Origin of the sequence: Rhodococcus sp. RD6.2 (genome assembly GCF_001040705.1) — a bacterium.
In the GTDB taxonomy this organism is placed as follows: Bacteria; Actinomycetota; Actinomycetes; order Mycobacteriales; family Mycobacteriaceae; genus Rhodococcus_G.
The window spans coordinates 100426-120352 of sequence record NZ_CVQP01000012.1; the positions used below are offsets into that span (position 1 = coordinate 100426).

12 protein-coding genes and 1 tRNA gene are annotated in these 19927 nt (G+C 67.9%); 6 read left to right on the forward strand and 7 right to left on the reverse strand.

Annotated elements, in window-relative coordinates:
• Window positions 1-45: 45 nt before the first annotated feature.
• Entirely contained in the window at window positions 46-639 is a 594-nt protein-coding gene (locus RHCRD62_RS24255) for a bacterial proteasome activator family protein (RefSeq protein WP_050067332.1), read from the reverse strand.
• Window positions 640-782: 143 nt separating this feature from the next.
• On the opposite strand from RHCRD62_RS24255, the gene RHCRD62_RS24260 reads away from it, so the two are divergent.
• On the forward strand, window positions 783-1982 hold the full coding sequence (locus RHCRD62_RS24260) for a cysteine desulfurase-like protein (protein WP_050067333.1): 1200 nt from the start codon (window positions 783-785) through the stop codon (window positions 1980-1982).
• Between the two features lie 80 nt (window positions 1983-2062).
• On the opposite strand, the gene RHCRD62_RS24265 is transcribed toward RHCRD62_RS24260, so the two are convergent.
• Entirely contained in the window at window positions 2063-3043 is a 981-nt protein-coding gene (locus tag RHCRD62_RS24265) for an NAD(P)H-quinone oxidoreductase (protein ID WP_050067334.1), read from the reverse strand.
• 93 nt (window positions 3044-3136) lie between these two features.
• On the opposite strand from RHCRD62_RS24265, the gene RHCRD62_RS24270 reads away from it, so the two are divergent.
• The 3 genes from RHCRD62_RS24270 to RHCRD62_RS24280 all read left to right on the forward strand — a co-directional run bounded on the left by RHCRD62_RS24270 (window position 3137) and on the right by RHCRD62_RS24280 (window position 4949).
• Window positions 3137-4312 (forward strand): alpha-hydroxy-acid oxidizing protein, encoded by a 1176-nt coding sequence (locus tag RHCRD62_RS24270; RefSeq protein WP_172671138.1) that lies wholly within the window; start codon window positions 3137-3139, stop codon window positions 4310-4312.
• 66 nt (window positions 4313-4378) lie between these two features.
• Window positions 4379-4813: a MarR family winged helix-turn-helix transcriptional regulator gene (locus RHCRD62_RS24275; RefSeq protein WP_050067448.1), complete on the forward strand. Its 435-nt coding sequence runs from the start codon at window positions 4379-4381 to the stop codon at window positions 4811-4813.
• A 51-nt stretch (window positions 4814-4864) separates the two neighbouring features.
• Window positions 4865-4949 (forward strand) — tRNA-Ser (locus tag RHCRD62_RS24280).
• Window positions 4950-4989: 40 nt separating this feature from the next.
• Here RHCRD62_RS24280 and RHCRD62_RS24285 read toward each other — a convergent pair.
• Complete coding sequence (locus tag RHCRD62_RS24285; RefSeq protein ID WP_050067336.1) at window positions 4990-6120, reverse strand: tyrosine-type recombinase/integrase; 1131 nt, start codon at window positions 6118-6120, stop codon at window positions 4990-4992.
• Window positions 6107-6808 (reverse strand): helix-turn-helix domain-containing protein, encoded by a 702-nt coding sequence (locus RHCRD62_RS24290; protein ID WP_050067337.1) that lies wholly within the window; start codon window positions 6806-6808, stop codon window positions 6107-6109. Before RHCRD62_RS24290 ends, RHCRD62_RS24285 begins: the two co-directional genes overlap by 14 nt.
• Before the next feature lie 113 nt (window positions 6809-6921).
• On the opposite strand from RHCRD62_RS24290, the gene RHCRD62_RS24295 reads away from it, so the two are divergent.
• Entirely contained in the window at window positions 6922-7137 is a 216-nt protein-coding gene (locus RHCRD62_RS24295) for a helix-turn-helix transcriptional regulator (RefSeq protein WP_050067449.1), read from the forward strand.
• Window positions 7138-7212: 75 nt separating this feature from the next.
• Window positions 7213-9531: an AAA family ATPase gene (locus RHCRD62_RS24300; protein WP_050067338.1), complete on the forward strand. Its 2319-nt coding sequence runs from the start codon at window positions 7213-7215 to the stop codon at window positions 9529-9531.
• A 335-nt stretch (window positions 9532-9866) separates the two neighbouring features.
• On the opposite strand, the gene RHCRD62_RS24305 is transcribed toward RHCRD62_RS24300, so the two are convergent.
• The 3 genes from RHCRD62_RS24305 to RHCRD62_RS24315 form a co-directional block, all read right to left on the reverse strand.
• Window positions 9867-13271, reverse strand: coding sequence for a Swt1 family HEPN domain-containing protein (locus tag RHCRD62_RS24305; RefSeq protein ID WP_050067339.1), 3405 nt, complete (start codon window positions 13269-13271; stop codon window positions 9867-9869).
• Between the two features lie 2 nt (window positions 13272-13273).
• On the reverse strand, window positions 13274-16054 hold the full coding sequence (locus tag RHCRD62_RS24310; protein WP_050067340.1) for a DUF1156 domain-containing protein: 2781 nt from the start codon (window positions 16052-16054) through the stop codon (window positions 13274-13276).
• Window positions 16055-16220: 166 nt separating this feature from the next.
• The gene (locus RHCRD62_RS24315; protein WP_050067450.1) at window positions 16221-19685 is read right to left on the reverse strand and encodes a helicase-related protein; all 3465 of its coding nucleotides are present in this window, start codon (window positions 19683-19685) and stop codon (window positions 16221-16223) included.
• Between the last annotated feature and the right edge of the window lie 242 nt (window positions 19686-19927).

The window sequence follows — 19927 nt, forward strand, 5'->3', positions numbered from 1 at the left end:
GCACGGTGGTCCACCCTACCGTTGCGCCACGAGCACCGACCGCGCCTACAGGTACTGACCGGTCCCCGGCGGCTGCTGGCCCTGCTGGTGGATTGCCGCCCCGAGTCCGGGCGGCAACGCGCCCTGCCGCATCTGCTCGAGCTGCGCCCGTGCCGCCATCTGCTGCGCGAACAGTGCCGTCTGGATGCCGTGGAAGAGTCCCTCGAGCCAGCCGACCAGCTGCGCCTGCGCGATCCGCAGCTCCGCGTCCGACGGCACGCTGTCATCGGTGAACGGCAACGCGAGACGTTCGAGCTCCTCGCGCAGCTCGGGCGCGAGGCCCTGCTCGAGTTCCTTGATCGACGACTTGTGGATCTCCTTGAGCCGATTGCGGCTGGCGTCGTCGAGCGGAGCTGCCCGCACCTCCTCGAGGAGCTGCTTGATCATGGTGCCGATCCGCATGACCTTCGCGGGTTGCTCGACCATGTCCGCCAGGGTTTCCTCGCGCTCCTCGGCGGCGTCACCTGCCTCGTCGGGGGCGTCGGTGCCGTTGCCCGACGGTTGCGCGGTCGCGTCCTGCGGGGAATCCGGCGACTCCGACGTCACAGGCCGACCGTCGGGTCCGATCACGACGACGTGTTCACTCTCCGGATGCGTCATGACTCCATCTTGTCCGTTTCGGCGGCGAAGCGCTAAAGCACCGGATCGGAGTTCGGTGTCTGCGCTGCTCAGATCGGCTGTCGTGGTGTGCAATCCGCCAACCCGATCGCATCGCTACGAAATCAGGTCTTAGGCTGTCGGTCATGGCTTACGACGTCGCCCGGGTACGGGGACTGATCCCGACCCTGGGAGACGGATGGATCCATCTCGATCCCCAGTCCGGAATGCTGCACCCGGATTCCGTGTCGACCGCGGTGTCGAAGGGCTTCCGCGGCTCCGGTTCCTCGCACGTCGGCCCGCATGTCAGTGCGCGCCGCGCCGCCGCGACGCTCGACGCCGCGCGCGAAGCGATCGCCGACCTCGTCGGCGGTGATCCCGCCGGAGTCGTGCTCGGACCGGACCGGGCGACACTGCTCGCATGGCTGGCCGAGGCGCTCAGCTCCAGGCTCGGGCTCGGCACCGGCGTCGTCCTGTCACGGCTCGACGAGGAAGCGAACGTCGCACCCTGGCTGCGTGTCGCCAACCGCTACGGCGCCCAGGTGCGCTGGGCCGAGGTCGAGATCGACACCTGCGACCTGCCCAGCTGGCAGTTCGCCGAACTCATCGGGCCCACGACCCGGCTGGTCGCGCTGACGGCGGCGTCGCCGATCGTCGGGTCCGCGCCCGATGTCCGCGTCGCGTCGGACCGCATCCACGAGATGGGCGGGCTGATGGTGTGCGACGCCATCGCGGCCGCCCCCTACGCGCACGTCGACATCCACGAACTCGGCGCCGACGTCCTCGCCGTCAGCGGCCCCAGCTGGGGAGGCCCGCAGATCGGGGCGCTGGTGTTCCGTGACCCTGGGCTCATCGACCGGATCCCGTCGATCTCGCTGAACCCGCACGCGCTCGGACCGGAACGCCTCGAGATCGGCGGCCACCAGTACGCCCTCCTCGCGGGACTGACCGCGTCCATCGACTACCTCGCGAACCTCGACGAATCCGCCACCGGGTCCCGGCGCGAACGCCTCGAGACGTCGATCAGCTCGCTGCAGGACTACCACGACCGGCTCTTCGAACGGCTCCTCGCCTCGCTGCGCCGCCTCCCACAGGTGACGCTGATCGGTACCTCGCACAGCCGGGTCCCCGCGATCAGCTTCACTGTTTCGGGCGTCAGCGCGGAGAAGGCCGCCGAACACTTCGCGGAACGTCGCATCGGCACCGTCGTCGGAGGCCGGGGCAGCAGGCTGCTCGACTCGCTCGGCGTCAACGAGGAGGGCGGCGCGATCACCGTCGGCCTCGCGCCGTACACCACCCGCTACGAGATCGACCAGCTCGTGCGGGCCGTCGCCGCGCTGGGCTGACCGCTGCGCTCGTTCCTTGATGTCACATCGGGTCACTTGGTGACCCTCGATGTGACATCAGGGAACCAACAGGGGCGCGGTCAGCCGACGGTGAGGACCACCTTGCCGACGGTGTCCGCCGAGTCGAGCAGCTCGTGCCCGCGCGCCGCCTCGGTGATCGGGAGTTCCGTGTGCACGACGGGCCGGACGGTGCCGTCCGCGACCAGCGGCCACAGTCGCCGCTTCACCTCGGACACGATCTCGGCCTTGCTGGATCGCCCGGCCTCGGGGCGTCCGCGCAGTCCGGTGGCGAACACGCGGGCCCGCTTGGCGATGAGCTTGCCGAGGTTGAGTTCGCCGACTGCGCCGCCCTGCATGCCGATGACGCACAGCTGACCGTCGGGGGCGAGGGCGTCGATGTTCCGTCCCAGGTACTTGGCGCCCATGTTGTCGAGGATCAGGTCGGCGCCGCCCGCCTCGCGGACCACGTTGACGAAGTCCTCGTCGCGGTAGTTGACGGTGATCGTGGCGCCGAGGTCGCGGCACGCGCCAAGCTTGTGTTCGGAACCCGCCGTGACGGCGACGGTGGCGCCGAGAGCGACGGCGACCTGGATGGCATGCGTCCCGATCCCGCCGCCGCCGCCGTGGACGAGGACGAGTTGCCCGCTGCGCATTCCCCCGATCATCACCAGGTTCGACCACACCGTGCACGCGACCTCGGGGAGAGCGGCAGCGGCGACCACGTCGAGGCCGTCGGGGATCGGCAGCACCTGGCTTGCCGCGACGACGACCTTCTCGGCGTAGCCTCCGCCCGCGAGGAGTGCGCACACGCGGTCGCCGACCTGCCAGTCCCGCACACCGTCGCCGAGTGCGGCTATCGTGCCGGAACATTCGAGTCCGAGGATGTCGCTGGCTCCGGGCGGGGGCGGGTAGAGGCCGCGGCGTTGCAGGACGTCGGCGCGGTTGACGGCGGTGGCGGCGACGTCGATCAGCACCTGGCCGGGCCCCGGTGTCGGGTCGGGAACCTCGGTCCACGTGAGGACTTCGGGTCCACCCGGTGACGTGACGGTGATCGCATGCATGGGTCGACGCTATCCAATTCCGGCGCGGCAGGGCATCTCCCCGTGAACGGCGCGCGAAGCGGCTACGGTCGCGGCGTGACCAATTTCGGCAACATGCAGAACGAGATCTACTTCGCCGGCCTCGGTGGCGCGGTGCCGGAACTGCCGATGACGGCGGCGGGACTGGAGGAGTTGGCGCGGGAGCGGTTGTCGCCCGCCGCGTTCGGCTATGTCGCGGGCAGCGCGTCGTCGGAACGGACCGCGGACGCGAACCTGGCGGCGTTCGACCGGCATGCGATCGTGCCGCGGATGTTGCGGGGCACCGCATCCGCCGACGCCCGAGACCTGAGCGTCGAGGTGCTGGGGACGCGCCTCGCGGCGCCGGTGCTGACGGCGCCGGTCGGCGTGCTGGAACTGGTCCATCCGGATGCGGAGCGTGCCGTCGGCGCCGCGGCGGCGGAACTCGGTGTGGGATCGGTGTTGTCGACGGCGGCGTCCACGTCGATCGAGTCGGTCGCGGAGGTGTCGGGTGAGAACTGGTGGTTCCAGTTGTACTGGCCGTCGGACGACGAGGTCGCCGAGTCGCTGGTCCGCCGCGCGACCGCCGCGGGCGCGAAGGCGATAGTCCTCACCGCCGACACTCCCGGGATGGGGTGGCGGCCCCGCGACCTCGAACTCGGTCACCTGCCGTTTCTACAGGCGAAGGGCATCGCGAACTACCTGTCCGACCCGGTCTTCCGGTCCCGGTTGACGACCCCGCCGGAGGAGAGCCTCGAGGCCATGCAGATGGCGGTGCTCACCTGGGTCTCGATGTTCGGCAACCATGCGATCCGGTCGGGTGACGTTGCGCGCCTTGCCGAGTGGACGGACCTGCCGATCGTGGTGAAGGGGATCGTGCATCCGGACGATGCTCGCGCCGTCGTCGACGCGGGAGCGGCCGGGGTCGTGGTCAGCAACCACGGCGGCAGGCAGGTGGATGGCGCGATTGCCGCGCTGGACGCGTTGCCCGACGTCGCGGCGGCGATCGGTGAGCGGGCCACGGTCCTGCTCGACTCCGGGATCCGCACCGGCGCCGACGTGGTGAAGGCGCTCGCGTTGGGTGCCGATGCGGTGCTGTACGGGCGGCCGTGGGTGTACGGGCTGGGGTTGGCGGGCGCCGATGGTGTGCGGCACGCGCTACGAATGCTGCTCGCCGACCTGGACGTGACGCTCGGGCTCGCCGGTTTCGCCTCCGTCGCGGAACTCGACGCGACCGTTCTGCGGAGCGCTCACGGACGTCGCGGTCTCTAGACTGGCGGGGTGGAATCAGAGATCGCACACGTCGCCGACGCGCCGCGGTGGCTCGGCACCGCCGAGATGCGCGCTTGGCGCGGGTTCATCGAGGGCAGTCAGCGCCTGATGGAGGTGCTCAACCGGGAACTGCAGTCTCTGCACGGCATCTCTCTCGCCGACTACCGCATCCTCGTGATGCTGTCCGAGTCGACGGACGGGTCGGTGCGGATGAGTGAGCTCGCGGACGGGATCCTCTCGTCCCGCAGCCGCCTCACCCATCAGGTGCGGCGCATGGAGGCGGACGGGCTCGTCGCACGCAGCACCTGCGTCGAGGACGGCCGCGGCGTGCTCGCCCTGATCACGCCGCTCGGTCGGGAGAAGCTCGCGGAGGCGGCACCGACCCATGTCCGGGGTGTGCGGAGCTATCTGATCGACCTCCTCGACGACACCGAACTCGCCACCGTCGCGACGGTGTTCGACAAGGTCGACGCCGCACTCGACGCCCGCCCGCCGGTCTGACTCTCGCGCCGAATTGGTCCCCCCTCGCCCGGGGCGGCTAGGATTCGCCACGGAAGCGTGGCAGAGCGGCCGAATGCACTCGCCTTGAAAGCGAGCTTGGGTAACACCAACGGGGGTTCAAATCCCTCCGCTTCCGCCGCAGCCCCTCACCTGTTATTGCAGGTGAGGGGCTATTTTCATGCCCAGACTGCGCTCCCGACGGGCGCTTCTGCCCACACTTTGCCCACACTCGCGCGCGCCCGCGCGGCATCGAGGGCCGTTCCCACGGCCTCCAGGTCGTCGTCGAACAGGTCCGCGTAGGTGTCCAGAGTCATGGCCGCGCTCGCGTGCCCGAGGATCCGCTGTAGCGCCTTTACGTTGACGCCAGCCGACACCCCCAGGGACGCCGCCGTGTGCCGCAGATCGTGTGGAGTGAGCCGAGGGACACCCGATCGCTCGACGGCCTTCGTGAACCACCCGGTGAAGCTCACAGGCCGCAGTAGGTGCCCGCCACCGCGGCCGGGGAACACCAGGTCGCCCCGGCTTCGGCCCTCGCACTGCTGAGCGAGCATCTCGACGAGGAACGGTGGGACGGGCACTGTCCGGTGCACGTGGGACTTTGGGGTGCCGACGTGAAGCTCTCCGTTCACCTGCACCGCGTTGTCGACGACGGTCAGCCGCCGGCGCAATAGGTCCAGGTGCTCGACGCGTAGCGCGATCGCCTCACCCCACCGCAGGCCGCAGTAGGCCAAGAGGTAGACCAGGACGTCGTGGTGGCCAGATTTCTCCGCGAGCGCCTGCACCTGCTCGTGCGTGAGGTACACCCGCTGCTTGCGCTGCTTGCGTGGCAGGTTCTCGACGCCGCGGGCTGGGTTACTCGCCAACCGCTTGGCCTTCACGGCTCCGTCCATGATCGACGCGAGGACGCCGTAGGCGCGGATGACGACGGTCGCACCCTTGCCTGCGCGCACCAGCTCCGTGATCCACCGCTCGACGGCATCGAGGTCGACGTCCGCGATGCGGGTGCGTCCCCACCGTGGCTGTACGTGGACCCGCCAGGCCGTCTCAAGGCTGTTGTAGGTCGACGGCTTCACGTCGACCTGCTTGCGTTCGAGCCAGTCCGCGCCGAGTTCGCTGACCGTGATGCGGCCGAGAGCCGGGGCGACGTAAGACCCGGTCATCTTCTCGACCTCGACCGTCGCCGCGAACATCTCCGCGTCGCGCTTCGTGCGGAACCCCCGCTTGTCGGTCTGCTTGTGGTCGGGGGTCCGGTAGCGGACGCGGTAGCGCTTGCCGGACTTCGTCTCATACGGCTCAATCGTCGCCATTGTCGAGTTCCCCCTTCAGTTCGGCTTGCAGTCGTCTCGTGATCTGACCGCGCTTCTGCGCGTTGGCATTTGCGCCTGCGCGGGCGTCGCGCTCATCCGAGAAGCTGCGTCCCCACAGTGCGGCTGACACCGCAGCAAGGAGAGCGGGCGAGATGCGCAGGGCCCGGTGTATGCGCTCCTCCGTGGAGCCTGACGCCGAAACGACGGAGATGACCGTCTCGGCATCGGTCCGTTCGAGGTATCTCGCCACCCTCTCCGCCTCCTCTTCTGCGGCATCGTCGGCAAGATCTATCAGGATCTGGTTGCCGGTCTTGAGTCTGAGTGGGCCAATGAAGGCCCTGGGGCCCAGCTTGGACGCGATCGGGTCGCCGGTCATCACGTCGTGGAGATCCGTCCGGTGCAGGGTCATGGCGTCGTTGACGCGGATATCGGTGCTCGACTCGACGAGGTCGGAGAGCGTGATGTCGCCGCAGCCGGCATCTGCCAACGCGAATGCATACGCCGTGAGGGTCGCCAGGTTCGGTGATACGCGGCCCGCCTCGAAGTCGGCGACCCGGGATGTATTCCATTTGAGTCCACGTCGGCGTGCGGCGATGGCCATGGCGTCGAGGGTCAGATCCGCGTCCTTTCGTAGGCGCTTGGCATTGGCACCGATGACGACAGGCAGGTCGCGGATGGGGATTCGCATGCTGTCAGCTTACTGGAAATCACGACAGTTGACCGACAATGCGTCTCGGTGATATAGATCTGTTCGTAATCAACTCTCGTGATTTCTAGACAGATGAACAGGTGGTTGTGGTGATGCATATCGAAACCGAGCTGGCGACGCCCGAAGAGGTGGCGGAGTTCATGCGTACGTCGACCGGGCGATTGGCTCAGCTGCGCTACAAGGGAGGCGGCCCGCGGTTCGTTCGGGATGGGCGCAGGGTGCTCTACCGGTGGACCGACGTCCACGCCTGGGTTGACGAGCAGGTCCATGTGCGCACCGATCGCCGTGCCAACACCGCCGGGGCGTAGCGGCGTGCGCCGGGGTGTCCTCAGTGCCGCGCGGCTGCGCATCGTGGCTCGTGGTATCTGCTTCAGGAGTAGTCGATGGTCGGCGAGGGGCTGACCGCGCAGGCCGGCGAAGTGGGCTTGCGGTGCATCGACATTCGACCGGACTCTGTCGACTGGCCGGCGTCGGTTCGTGAAGCCCTGGACGTAGCTGACGGGCTGATCGGTGCCGGGATCCCCGTGTTCGTGTGCAAGCCCGATGGCGTGGGAGCTGACTGGAACCCGCGTGGCGGCACCGGTGGGACTGGCTACTTTCTGCGCAGGGGCTGGCAGAACACCGTTGCTGACCCCGCGGAGCTCGACGAGTTCGAGCCAGGCTGCGCTCTGGCAATGGTATGCGGGCATGGGCTCGACGGGATCGACGTCGACCTGTACAAGGACGATCAGGGCGAGGCGCGCCTGCGCGCCGAGGGTGTCATGCCTGCCGTCTACGCGGAGGCATCGACACCGTCCGGCGGCAAGCACTTCCTCGTGGCCTCGTTGGGGATTCATAGCCGCGACGGCGTTCGGGCCGGCCTGGACGTCAAGGCCGGAACGAGCTCGGGAGGCCGTGGATTTCTGTTCATTGCACCCACAGTGAAGCTGAGCAAGGCCTCGGGTAAACCTCGCGCGTACAGCTGGGTGCAGCGCCCGGGTCTCCAGCGGCTCGGTTCCGCCATTCGCGACGACCACAGCGGGCACGAGTTCGCGAAGCTCGTCGAGGCGGCGAGGACTGAAGCCAGGAGGCGGCCGCATCCGGTTGTGGCCACGCCTTCCACACCTGTCGAAGTGGATCCTGTCGAGTACTCGGCGATGCCACCTGGTCTCTGCCGACGGATCGATGCCTACATCGCCAAGGTCGTCGACGGCACCTGCAATGACCTCAAGACTGCGCACGCGTGGCCCGAGGGCTACAGGGATGACCGGGGCCGCGGCTGGGAGAAGTGCACCGCAGATGCGGCTATGCGATTGGGGCAGCTGGCAAGGGCGGCCTGGAACAGGCTGACACTCGAAGACGCCTTCGATGTCCTCATTCGCAACGCGCCGGTGGACGGGGCATGGACTGAAGTAGATGTGGTGGACAAATGGCGAAACCAAAGTGGGAGAGGGGATGCGGCCCCGCACCCGCCCTTCGCCGCAGCGGAGCTGGCGGAACTCGTGGCACATCAGCACAACATGGAGGTGACAAGCCAAGTGGATAGTGAAGCGTCGCACGGTAGAGCGGATGTCTCCGAAGGCGCGGAGAGCCGCTCCACCTGGGCTCCGGTAGACCTGCGATCCATCCTGGCCGGGGCGAACGAGCAACTGCGGCCGACGCTCTTCCCTCGCACCGACGGTCAGAGCCTGCTCTACTCCGGTATGGTTCACAGCTTCCACGGAGAGTCGGAGTCTGGGAAGTCGCTCTTGGTGCAGATCGAGGCCGCCCGGCTGATCCTGTCCGGCAAGAACGTCCTCTACCTTGACTTCGAATCTGACCCGTCATCGGTTGTCCGGCGGCTGGAGATGCTGGGGGCCGACTCGAAGGCGATCATCGACCACTTTGACTACCGGCGTCCGGAAGCGAAGCCGGACAATGATTTCGAGCGGCCGGAATGGCTCGCCATGCTGAGTCGACAGTACGACCTCGCGGTCATCGACGGCGTCACCGATAGCCTGGGCGTATTCGGAGGTTCGTCGAGCAAGGACAACGATGCCGTGGCGAGTTGGATGAGGGCGCTGCCACGGCCGCTGGCGACCAAGACCGGTGCAGCGGTGGTGATGGTCGACCACGTCACCAAGGACCGGGAATCGCGGGGCCGCTTTGCAATCGGAGGCCAAGCGAAGATGGCCGGCCTGACCGGTGCCGCCTACATCGTCGAGGTGACTAAGCCGATTGGACGGGGGATGAAGGGCGTCATCGAGCTTCGGGTCGGTAAGGACCGCCCAGGTGCCGTACGCGCGCAATGTGGCAGCTACCGAAAGTCGGACCGCACCCAGCTTGCGGCGCGGGTCGTCCTCGACTCGACGGGGTCGATCACGGTGGTGAGCATCGAGCCACCGGATCTGCTTGTGCAGGATGAGCATCCTGGCGACGAAGGGCGGCAGCCAGAGCTCATGGAGCGCGCCCACCGGGCCATCGAGCAATCGCCGGGGTTGACGAAGAGCGGGATCGTGAAGGTCCTTGGGGGCAACAGGTCGAGGGTGTTGAAAGCGATCGACGTCCTGGTGGAAGACGGCAGGGTGGCGGTCGAGGAAGGCCCGCGGCGCGCACAGTTGCTGACCATTAAGAAGTTCCAGGAGACAGAGAACCAGTCGTCTGGAGAGATGACCGGTACTGGTTCTGGTTCCTATACCGAGGAACCAGAGAACCAGTACCCGAACAGTTCTGGGAACTTGTGAAGAACTGCTCAGAACCGGTTGCAGGCCAGGCCTGAGCTTGGGATAGGACCTCGTGGACTGATGTGAGTAGTCGGTCAGTTTCGGTTCTGGTCAGAAGTACGAATTACCCGGCTCGGCTCATGAGAAGTGCAAAGTTCCACTGAACTGTTCTGCGGGTCCTGGAGTCGACTGCACGGGTCCTACCAGGGCGTTCGCGTATGCCTCTTCTGCCCGGATGCCCTCGAATTAAGTACATGGAAGTGCGAAGTCGCTTGCACTTGACCTGGCCAGTTGACGCCGTCGGCCATCATGTCCCCTCGACGCGCTCCCGACGCGCCGAGGGGACACGATCGGCCCTACTGCTCCTCGAACCCGGTCTGCTCGAACTTGAGCGTGTTCGCATTCTCGGAGACCGTGCGGACCTTGGCCTCGTCGAACCCGTCCCTGGCGACGGCGGTGATCTCCAGTCGGACTTCGAGTTCGACGCCGTCGACCGCGGCGAGGTGCTGGATGACCTCACTGGTGATGCGCCCGAAGTCGCGTGCGTAGAAGTCCGGGTCCAGTGCGGCGGTGCCGAAGTAGCGGGTCTTCGGCCGGCGCTCCGGCTGCGCGGGTACTGCACGAGTCGACACGGACGGAGCGGTTGTGCTGGTCCGGTTGTCCGGGGTCGGCGACTCCGTGTCGCCGTCGGACCCGGGCTGGGCCTGCTGCGCCTGCTGGGCTTCGGCGAGGTCGCGTTCCCGTTGCTTCGCCGCACGGCCCGGCTCGACGAGCAGCAGCGCGTCGATCGTCGCGGGCCTGGATGCACTGTCCGTCGGCAGCAGCAGGCCCGTGTACCTCTCGCCGTCCCACCCGTCGGCGAGGGCGAAGCCCTGACGCTCCCAGTCGATCGGAGTGTCCAGCGTGGAGAGCACGCCGTCTTCGAGGACGCCGCGGTCCCGCAGCCGAGCGAGGTACGGGTAGGTGGTGTAGTAGTCCCACAGCGCGCCGAGGCTGATGTGGCCGTCCCGCTCGAACACCGTGTACAACGTGGTGTCGAGGTCGAGGCGAATGCCCCCCGACGCGCGCTTCAGCACCAACTCGGACTTGTCCACGAGCCGCTTTGCGGTCCGATCGGCCAGGTTGTCGGTGCCGCCTTCGGTCTTGATCGCGTCCAGGTGCAGCGGACGGGTCGGGTCCGGCTGGGTGGGTACCAGCGCCCAGTGGTACGCGCCGAGCAGTCGATCTCGGGCGGTGGCATCGGCCCGCTTCAGCCGATCCTCGGCCTGCTTCTTCTGCTGGGCGGTCAGATCGAGCATGCCGTCGGCGTTGTCGCGCACGTACTTCCAGGCAAGGTAGTCGCGGATCGACGCCTGCAGCTCCTCGTAGCGCGCCGAGTCTGCGGCCAGGAACACGAGCATGTTCCGGTGCGTGCGGGCCCCGCTTCCGCGCCGGTCGAGGACACCTGTCGACCACGTGTATGCCGGCGACTCCGGGCCCTGACGGCGGTCGTAGACGTGCGACGGCGGCACGATCACCAGCCGCGCCTCCTGACCGTCGGGCACGTCGGACGAGGAGTCCGGGGCGATGTGCACTGCGGCGAACCCGCTGCCGGTGGGGCTGCGGTGGTTCTGCAGCCGCCGGACGATCTCGGCCCACACATCCTCGGGGTGCAGCCGTTCGGCGTGGTCGCGGGCGGTGCGGGTGGTGTTGGCCTGGGTGTCGAACCAGAACTGCGTACCGGAGCCGTAAAAGTAGGTGGCCCGGTCGGCGAGCTGGTTCAGCGCCGAGTGGAAGTTGCCGGGCACATCCCCGGGCAGCGCGGTGCCGAGGAACACCCGAGCCTTGTCGATGCCCTTATGGGAGCCGTGGAGGGTGGGGGTCGCGCCCATGAACACCGTCCGCGCGAGGCGTTGGGTGATGAACCGTTTGCCGAGCAGGTCCGGGCTGGCATGGTCGACCTGGGCGGGCGCGGAGTGGGCTCCGTCGACGTCGGCGTCGATGATCACCTTCCACTGGTCTTCGAGGTACTGGGTGATCTCCGTCATCACCTCCGGTTCCCGCAGCGGCACCGAGCCGGGCATGATCAGCGGCGCGGTGTCCCCGGCACGCCACAGAGTGCCGACGATGGTGTTCATCAGCCGCAGCACACCGCGGGTGCGTTGGAACCGTTCCAGCGTCGACCAGTCCTGGTAGAGCCGGTCGAACAGCTCGGGATGCACCGGGTAGGTGGCGCGGATCCGGTCCAGGTAGTCGTTGTCGATGGCCTCGCTGGGAAATTCGCCGTGGTGGTCCCGGTAGAACTTGACCACCGACTGCGCGGTTGCACCGATCTGCGCGAGCGCCTGCCCGTCCGGGGCGGTGAACAGCCGTCGTCGGACGATCTCGAACGACTCCTCCGGGTTGGCGGCCTTCCACTGGTCGGCTACCCGGCGCACGACGTTCTGTAGCCTGCGCAGCGCCTCACGGCCGTTCTCGCCGCCGACCTCCTCCTCGCTGACCTCGCTGTGCCCGTCGTCGTCGCGAGCCGAGGCGGGAATCGAGATCACCACCAGAACGCCGGGCACCGCTTTCGCCGCCTCGGTGAGGGTCTGGGCGAAGGTGAACTGGGTGTCAAAGCTGCCGCCCGCGAGATCGTCCTGACCGTAGAGCTGGCGGGCGTAGGAAACCCACTCGTCGACCAGGATGACCGCGGGGGCGTAGGCGGCGAACAGCTCGCGCAGGCTGTCGCCCGGGTTCGTAGAGGTGCGGTCGGAGTCGGCGACGATCTCGTAGGCCTCACGTCCGCCGAGCTGCCAGGCCAGTTCGCCCCACAGCGTGTTGACCCTCGTCCCGTCCGGCTTGGGCTTCATCCCGGAGGCTTGAAGGTGGTTGCCGACGAGGGCGACCCTGCCGATCTTCCGGTCGAAGTGGATCGGACCGAGCAGGTCTTGCAGTTCCTGCGGATAGTCGGTGACCGGACGACCGGACGCCAGGTGCCACAGCGCGAGCATGCTGTGCGTCTTGCCGCCTCCGAAGTTGGTCTGCAGGTTGATCACAGGGGACGCGTTCTTGTCCCCGGAGATGCGCTTTACCGCACGGGTGATCAGGTCTTGCAACCCGCCGGTGAGGAAGGTGCGGCGGAAGAACTCGACTGGGTCGGTGTACTCGGGGTCGCCCTCGCCGCGCGCGACCATGGCCAGGTCAGCGGCGAACTCGGCAGCGCGGAAGTTGCCCTTGGCGACATCGTCGTGGGGGCGCAGCACCTCCCGCCACGGCAGCAGCCCCGCGGAGCCGACCTCGGCCGCCCCGGCTGCCTTGACCACCTTGCGGTCCTCCTGTTCGGAGGAGACCCGCCGAAGGTCGACGCGGGAACGTTTGACCTCGTCGGCGGCGTCCGGTGCCCCGATCGCCCGCAGCATCCGCTCGGCGGTGTCGAGGGCCCGGTAGGCGTCGTCGGCGGAAAACGGCTCGTGGTGGGCCTCGCGGTCGCGCACGTCCCGCAGTTCGCTTGCCAGGGACTGCTCGGCCCGGGACAGCTTCTCGTTGAACGGGAACCAGCCGGCGATGGCCTTGCCGGTAATGTTCTCGGTGAGCATCCGCAGCCCATTCTGCGGGTCGACCGGGTTGTACTTCTTCGTCGCGGCGGCACCCTTACCGGCATCCTTGGCGGCGAGCAGCATCGTCCAGTGCTTGTCTGCGGGCACCTTGTCGCTGGTCGCCGCGGCGATGAACGGGTCTAGTGACTCGCCGAGCAGTTCCAGTGCGCGGCGGACCCGGTCGCGGTTGCTGATCTTCGCCATTCCTATTGCTCCTCGTAGTCGAACGTCGCCTGGGACGGCTGCGCGGCGGCCGCGGGCGCGGCTGCGGCGATCTCGTTCCACGCGGTGCCGAGCGCGTTGAACTCGACGGCGATCTTGGTGAGCTTGCGGTCCTCGGCAATCGAGAACAGCAGGAACGCGAGTTCCTTGCACAGGTCCCGCTCGATCGAGGCGGGCACCCGGCCGAGCATCGCGGAAGCAGCCGGGATGCCGTGGGTGGAGAGGGCGCGGGTCAGGTGCATCACGACCTCCCACACGCTGATTGACGGATCGGTAGCCGGGTCGTAGGTCTCGTCGAGCTTGTCCGGGGCAAGCAACGTCACCTTGCCCGCCCGGCTGGTGAGGATCCCGGCGTGGTCGAGGTGGTCAATCGAGGCGTTGCGGGCTCGGGCGATGTTGTCCGCGTCCCCGTATGCGCCGGGGTCGAACCCGTATTGCCGGAACCAGGCGATCGCGAAGCGGGTGTCCGGGTCGAAGTCGCCCTCCTGCTCGGCGAGCACCTCGTCGAGGACCTCGTTGATCCGCGCCAGCGCGGCACGGACCCGCATCTTCGAACCGTCGTCCTCCAGTACGGCCGAGTAGCGGGAGAAGACCGCCATACCCGGACCGATGGCCGCCTGCGGCATGTCCACCGGCGCGATCGCGCCCTGCTGTAGCTCCTTGAGCGCCGTCGGGAGTTCCGCCTTCAGGGTAGCGATGAACCGGCGACGATCTGTGCGCGTGGCATCTTCTTGGCGCGGGCGCAATGCCAGCAGGATGGACGACGCAAGGGCGTTGGTGCCGACGCTGATCATCCGACCGCCCCGCTCGCTACGAAGCGGCCACGTCGCGGTCACCGACCATCCGGAGCGGATCATGCCTTCGAGGAGGGTCTCCCAACCTGTGGATGCCTCGCCACCCTCGGTGGTCTCGGACTGCTTGAAGGCGTAGTACACGGTGATCGGGTAGTCGGGCAGGGCGGATTCACGCGCGCGCCGGAACACCTCCCCGAAGCCCTCCTCGAAGAACTTGTGTGCGCCGTCCTTGCCGCCGTGGCGGTATGGGTTGGCAACCAGTTCTTCAGCTTTGGGCACCAACATGGTGCTGAGCAGGTTCGGATGGATGGAGCGAAGGGAACGACGGAGCCACACATAGAAGTAGTCCGACAGGTCGGAATAGCCGATGTTGTCGTAGTACGGCGGATCTGTCGAAATCAAGGCTCCGTGGCGAGGACTCTCTATCGCATCACGCTGGAGCGCGGATCCCTTCTTGTCACTGCCGAGGCGGTCCAAGACAGCCGCAGTCCCTGGGATCGTGTTCGAGAAGTCGCCAGAGGATCCACTGAATGGGTTTACCTCTGCGTAGTCCCAAGTCATGGGAAGCGCCTGGCGGGCGAAGGTCGCTCGGGTGGCTCCAGTGCCGTGCGACGATCGCCACGTGACGATAGTCGACATATCGTCAGCGACTGTGCTCGACGCCGTTCCGAGGTACGTGGCGACTGCATCCGCGTAGCTGGCGGCTCCTGTGCCACCCGCTTCGAGGCGGTCGCCTTCGGGTATGCCCGCGTCGAGTGCGTCGGCGAGTACCTTCTCGCGGGCTTCGGCGACAAGGTCACTGAAGGTGGTGAGCGCGGTAAGCTGCCGCGCCGTAAATAGGTCGGAGTACTCCTTGAACCCGTACGCCTGGACCCGGAAGCTCGGCGCTTGCGGGGGTATCTCACCATCCGGAACAGTAGCGGGCCGCCCGACCTTGGCGGCGGCTTCGTGCTCGGGTGTAGGTGCGAGGTAGATGCGAGTGCGGTTACCTTCGGCCACTGTGGCCATCAGCTGGCTGCCCATCCGTGCGGCACGACCTTCGGCACGGATGTACTTCAACTCGACGGCAGCGCCACACCCGATGCAGGTAGCACCGGTGCGACCCACGGTGCCGTCGGTGTCCTCGGTCGGTGCGGACTTGGGGTCGTGTCCGATCGTGAACTGGACCGTGCGATCGGTGACGGTCGGGACGACGTAGGCCTCTTTGCCTTTCTTCTTGCTGAGCCACCTCGATCGGACGAGCGGCATGGCGATGCCGCAGGCGGGGTTCGGGCATGTGGCAGTGCGGGCCCAGATCCACGCGATCACCGTGGCCTGAGAGCCGTCGGCGAGGGTTGCCCTCGGGTAGACGTGCCCGATCCGCTTCTCGGCCTCGTCACGAATCCACTGCCCGTACCGGCGCACGTCCTCCGCGAGACCGGTGGCCCGCGGCCACGGGTGCGCGAGCTGGCTCTTGCCGACCTCGGGAGACACGGGTGGCCGCCCGGCGAACTTCGGTGGGATCTCGATGAGCGCCTTGTTGATCAGCACCGCGACCGGGTTGAGGTCCGACGCGTGGGCCTCCAGTCCGAGGCGTTGGGCTTCAAGGGGGATGGTGCCGCCACCGGCGAAGGGGTCGAGGATCGGCGGCGGGTTCCCGCCGGTCGACGCCATGATCTCGTGGTGCGCCTGAGCGAGGAGCTTCTCGTCGTTGGAGTTCTCCCACACCACTAGCTTCTCGATCAGCTTGTGGAGGCGGGCGCGTTCGGCGGTGACCGCCTCGTCTGTGGGGAACTTGTCCGGGTGCGAGGAGGGGTCGTCGACCAGCTGCGCGAACAAGACCGCACGGGCTGCGGCGAGCGGCCGTCGCGCCCACCACAGGTGCAGCGTCGAGGGGTGACCGTGGCGGATCGACTTCTCGCGCGCGGACTCCTCGTTGATGACCTTGAGCGGAATACCGACCTCGATCAGTTTGCGTTTCGGCGTGCTCATGCCCGGTACCCGCCCGATTCGGCGGTGGTGGCCGCGCGGCGGCGGGTGGTCAGGCTCGGGCGGGTCATCGGTGGTCTCCAAAGGTCAGCTATAGGTGTGATGGGTTGGATGAACGGTAACAACGTGGCCTGGGCGTACCCGACGCATCGTCGCACGGGTTTGCAGGTCAGCAGGGGTCGGTTCCCTTGGCCCAGGTTTTCGACCAGTGCAGGCGCACGTCGGTGGCGGCAAGGTCGCCCAGGTCGATGCTGCGGAAGTGCTCGGCGAGGTACCGCAGCTGGTCGTGTTCGGGGCCGTTCGGGCTGACCTCGACGAGGGCGAGTCGGTGGGCGGCGGGGACGTTCTTCCCGAGCAGCACCTCGTTGAGCGTGATGGTCACGTCGTCGGCTCCGGTGATGCGGCCCTTGACCTCGATGAACACCGACCGCCCGTCCGGTGTGGTGGAGCGGATGTCGTAGCCGGGGTTGTTGTGCGGCATCTCCATCGGCTCGCGCCCGAGCACGCGCTCGGCTTCGAGGACCATATCGACGGCGCGGCGTTCCACCCGGGCGGTCTCGCGCGCGTGGCCGGCGATCTCGCCGGGAACGAGCCCGGCGGGAATGACCAGCGCTGCACCGATTACCGTCGGTGGGCTCGCCGCCAGCTGCGCCTCGGCGTCCAGGCTGGCGATACGGTGATCGAGCCGCGCTTCGAGGTCGCGGGCGCGGGCTTCGAGCCGGTCGGGGCTTTGCCGCTGTTTTCGAGGGCGTCCCGGTTTGCCGATGCCGGGGCTGTCGCGCAGTCGGGTCGCCTCCGAGTACAGGTAGTTGATCTGCTGCTTGAGGCGCTGGGTGACTGCGGTGCGGGTCTTGACGATCAGCGGCAACAGCCGCTCCCTCACCTGCTGCAGGTGCTCAGGTTGGGCGTGGGTGATCGCCCACGACGTGGCCAGATGCTCGACGCCGGCGGTCAACCACTCCCCGGAGAGGACGGGGTCGGCGAACAGGCGCATGTCGTCGGGCAGCGGCTGCAGATCCAGGTAGGGGGCGGGACCGGAGACTGCCGCCCCGCCGGCGGGGGTGAGGGTGATGAACTCGAAGCGCTTCGACACCACCTGTCCGGTGCCGTCGAGGACCTCGCCGGTCAGTGCGACGATCAGGCGCGGCTCGGTGCTTGGGTCGGTCGGGTCGAACAGCAGCGTCCCGGCCTCCAGCGCCGACCGGTGGGCCTCGATAGTGGCGTCGAGGACGGTGTCGAGCAGCGGATGCCCGGGCGCGAGCAGCTCGGCGCGGCGGGCGTCGTCGGCGTCGACGTGTTCGGGGTCGAAGGTGACCCGCTCGTAGCGGGTGGCGATCGGCACGGCCGCGCCGGGGCGTTGCCGCTGCCGGACGGGTGCGGGCACGTTGGCGATCTCGTAGCGGCCCTTCTCCCGGCGGGCCATCCGCCCGCCGACGCGTTTGAACGCGTCCCGGAAGAACAGCTCGACGTAGTAGGGCTGCAGCCGGCGGGCGCGGGCCTCGTCCATCTGGCGGCGCAGCAGGTCGAGCTGGCGCGGAGTCAGGGACTCCTTCGCCAGCGCACGCTCGGTGAGCAGGTCGTCGAGACCCTTGGCGACCTCGGCGTCCACGATGCGGTTCAGCTCCTGCAAGCGGGCCGGATCGTCGCCGTAGCGGATGGCGTCCATCAGCAGCTTGCGCAGAGGCTGGTCCTTGAACGCCTCGCCGAGCACGTCGAACAGTCGCCCGCCGTAGGCGCGGCGCTGCGTCTCCATCTTCTGCAGCAGCCGGGTGAACACCTGCCCCTCGCGGGTGTCCTCGGCGACCAGGTTCCACAGCCGGCAGGTGTGACGCTGTCCGATGCGGTGGATCCGGCCGAACCGCTGCTCGATCCGGTTCGGGTTCCACGGCAGGTCGTAGTTGATCATCAGGTGGGCGGACTGCAAGTTCAGGCCCTCACCGGCCGCGTCTGTCGCGACGAGGACCCGCACGTCGGGGTTGTGGGTGAAGTCCTCGCGGATGGAGCGGCGGTCGTCGCGGCGGGTGCCCCCGTGGATCGTGACGACCGCGTCCTCGCGGCCGAGCACATTGCGGATCTGCGCGGTCAGGTAGTTGAGGGTGTCCTTGTGCTCGGTGAAGATGATCAGTTTGCGCGGTGCCCCGTCGGCCGTGGCCAGCAGGGCGTGGTCGAGCAGCAGGGTCCGCAGCTCGCTCCACTTGCGGTCCTCGCCGCTGTCCCGCACATCGCGGGCGAGGGTGACCAGCTCGCCTAGCTGGGCGATCTCGATGTCGAGTTCGGCGATGGTCTGTGCGGCCGTCGCCGCGTCGACCACGGACTCTTCGAGCGCCTCGGTCTCCTCGGCGTCGAGCTCGTCGGGATCGCCGAGCCGGTCCCACGAGGTCAGCGCCGCGAGGTCGTCCTCGACGCGCGAGAAGCGGGGTTCGAGCATCTCGCGACGCTTGGCTTCGAGTCGTTGACTACGGCGCTGCAGCGACCGGAGGATCGCGTGGGTGCTCGACGCGAGGCGACGCTGCAGCACGATGAGGGCGAAGCCGACCGTGCGGGCGCGGGGGTTGTCGCTGCCGAGGCGCTCGGCGCGGTTCATCTCCTCCCGCACGTAGCGGGTGACCTCGTCGTACAGGTTCTGCTCGGCGTCCGAGAGCCGGTAGGGCACGGTCTCGGCGATCCGCTCAGGGAACAGCGGCTTGCCGTCGAAGGTCAGCAGCTCCTCCTTGACCATCCGGCGCATCAGCCCCGAGGTGTCGGTCGAGTGCGCGCCCGAGCGGAACTCGCCCTCGAACCGGTCCGGGTCCAGCAGGGCCATAAACGCCTGGAAGTTCGACTCGCTGCCCGAGTGGGGGGTCGCGGTCATCAGCAGCAGGTGCCGGGTGACCGCGCCGAGCCGCTGGCCGAGCTCGTAGCGCCGGGTCGTGGACAGCTCCCCGGCCCACCAGTTCGCCGACATCCGGTGTGCCTCGTCGACGATCACCAGGTCCCACTCGGTCTCGTCGAGCCTCGCGAGCAGGTCGTCGTTGCGGGCCAGCTGATCCATCCGTGCGATAAGGAGCGGGTGACGTGTGAACGGATTCCCGTCGACCAGCCCGGTGATCATCTCCCTCGACAGCACCTCGGCGGTGATCCCGAACTTGGTGGCGAGCTCGTCCTGCCACTGCTCGACCAGGCCGCCCGGGGCGATGATCAGCATGCGCGCCAGGTCGCCGCGCAGCATCAACTCCTTCGCGTATAGGCCAGCCATGATGGTCTTCCCCGCACCGGGGTCGTCGGCGAGCAGGAACCGCAGCGGGGTGCGGGGCAGCAGTTCGCCGTACACCGCGCGGATCTGGTGCGGCAGCGGATCGACGGCACTAGAGGACACCGCCACCATCGGGTCGTGCAGCCCGGCCATCCGGATCCGCAATGCCTCGGCTGCTAGGCGAAACTCGGCCGGATCTGCGTCGAACCGCCACCGGGCAGTCGGCGACTGAATCGACAGGCCGGCTTCGTCTGTGCGGTAGAGAAGCCGCTGCCCCAGACTGCCATCAGGGCCTTGGAAGGTCAGCGTGAGGGCGTCCGACCCGTGCGCCTGCACGGCCAGGACCGTAACCGCCTGCGGGAGAAGCCCGAGGACCGTCAGGCCTGGCTGTAGGTCCTCCAGGCGAGTCCGACTGCCCGCCGCCGCCCGTTTGCTCACCACGCCCGCAAACTCCACTCCGTCATGCCAGGAGAATACGAGTGTCACTTGACGGACGAGGGCCGGAACGACCGGTCGGCGTGGCGGAGGTGTAGGCGCGGGCCGCCCCGGCGGTGGGGGTCATTCCCGGCTCACGGTCCTGCCCAGCGACCTACCATCGAGGGATCTGGAGGACACCCGGCGTGATCCCGCATTCCTCCGCGCGT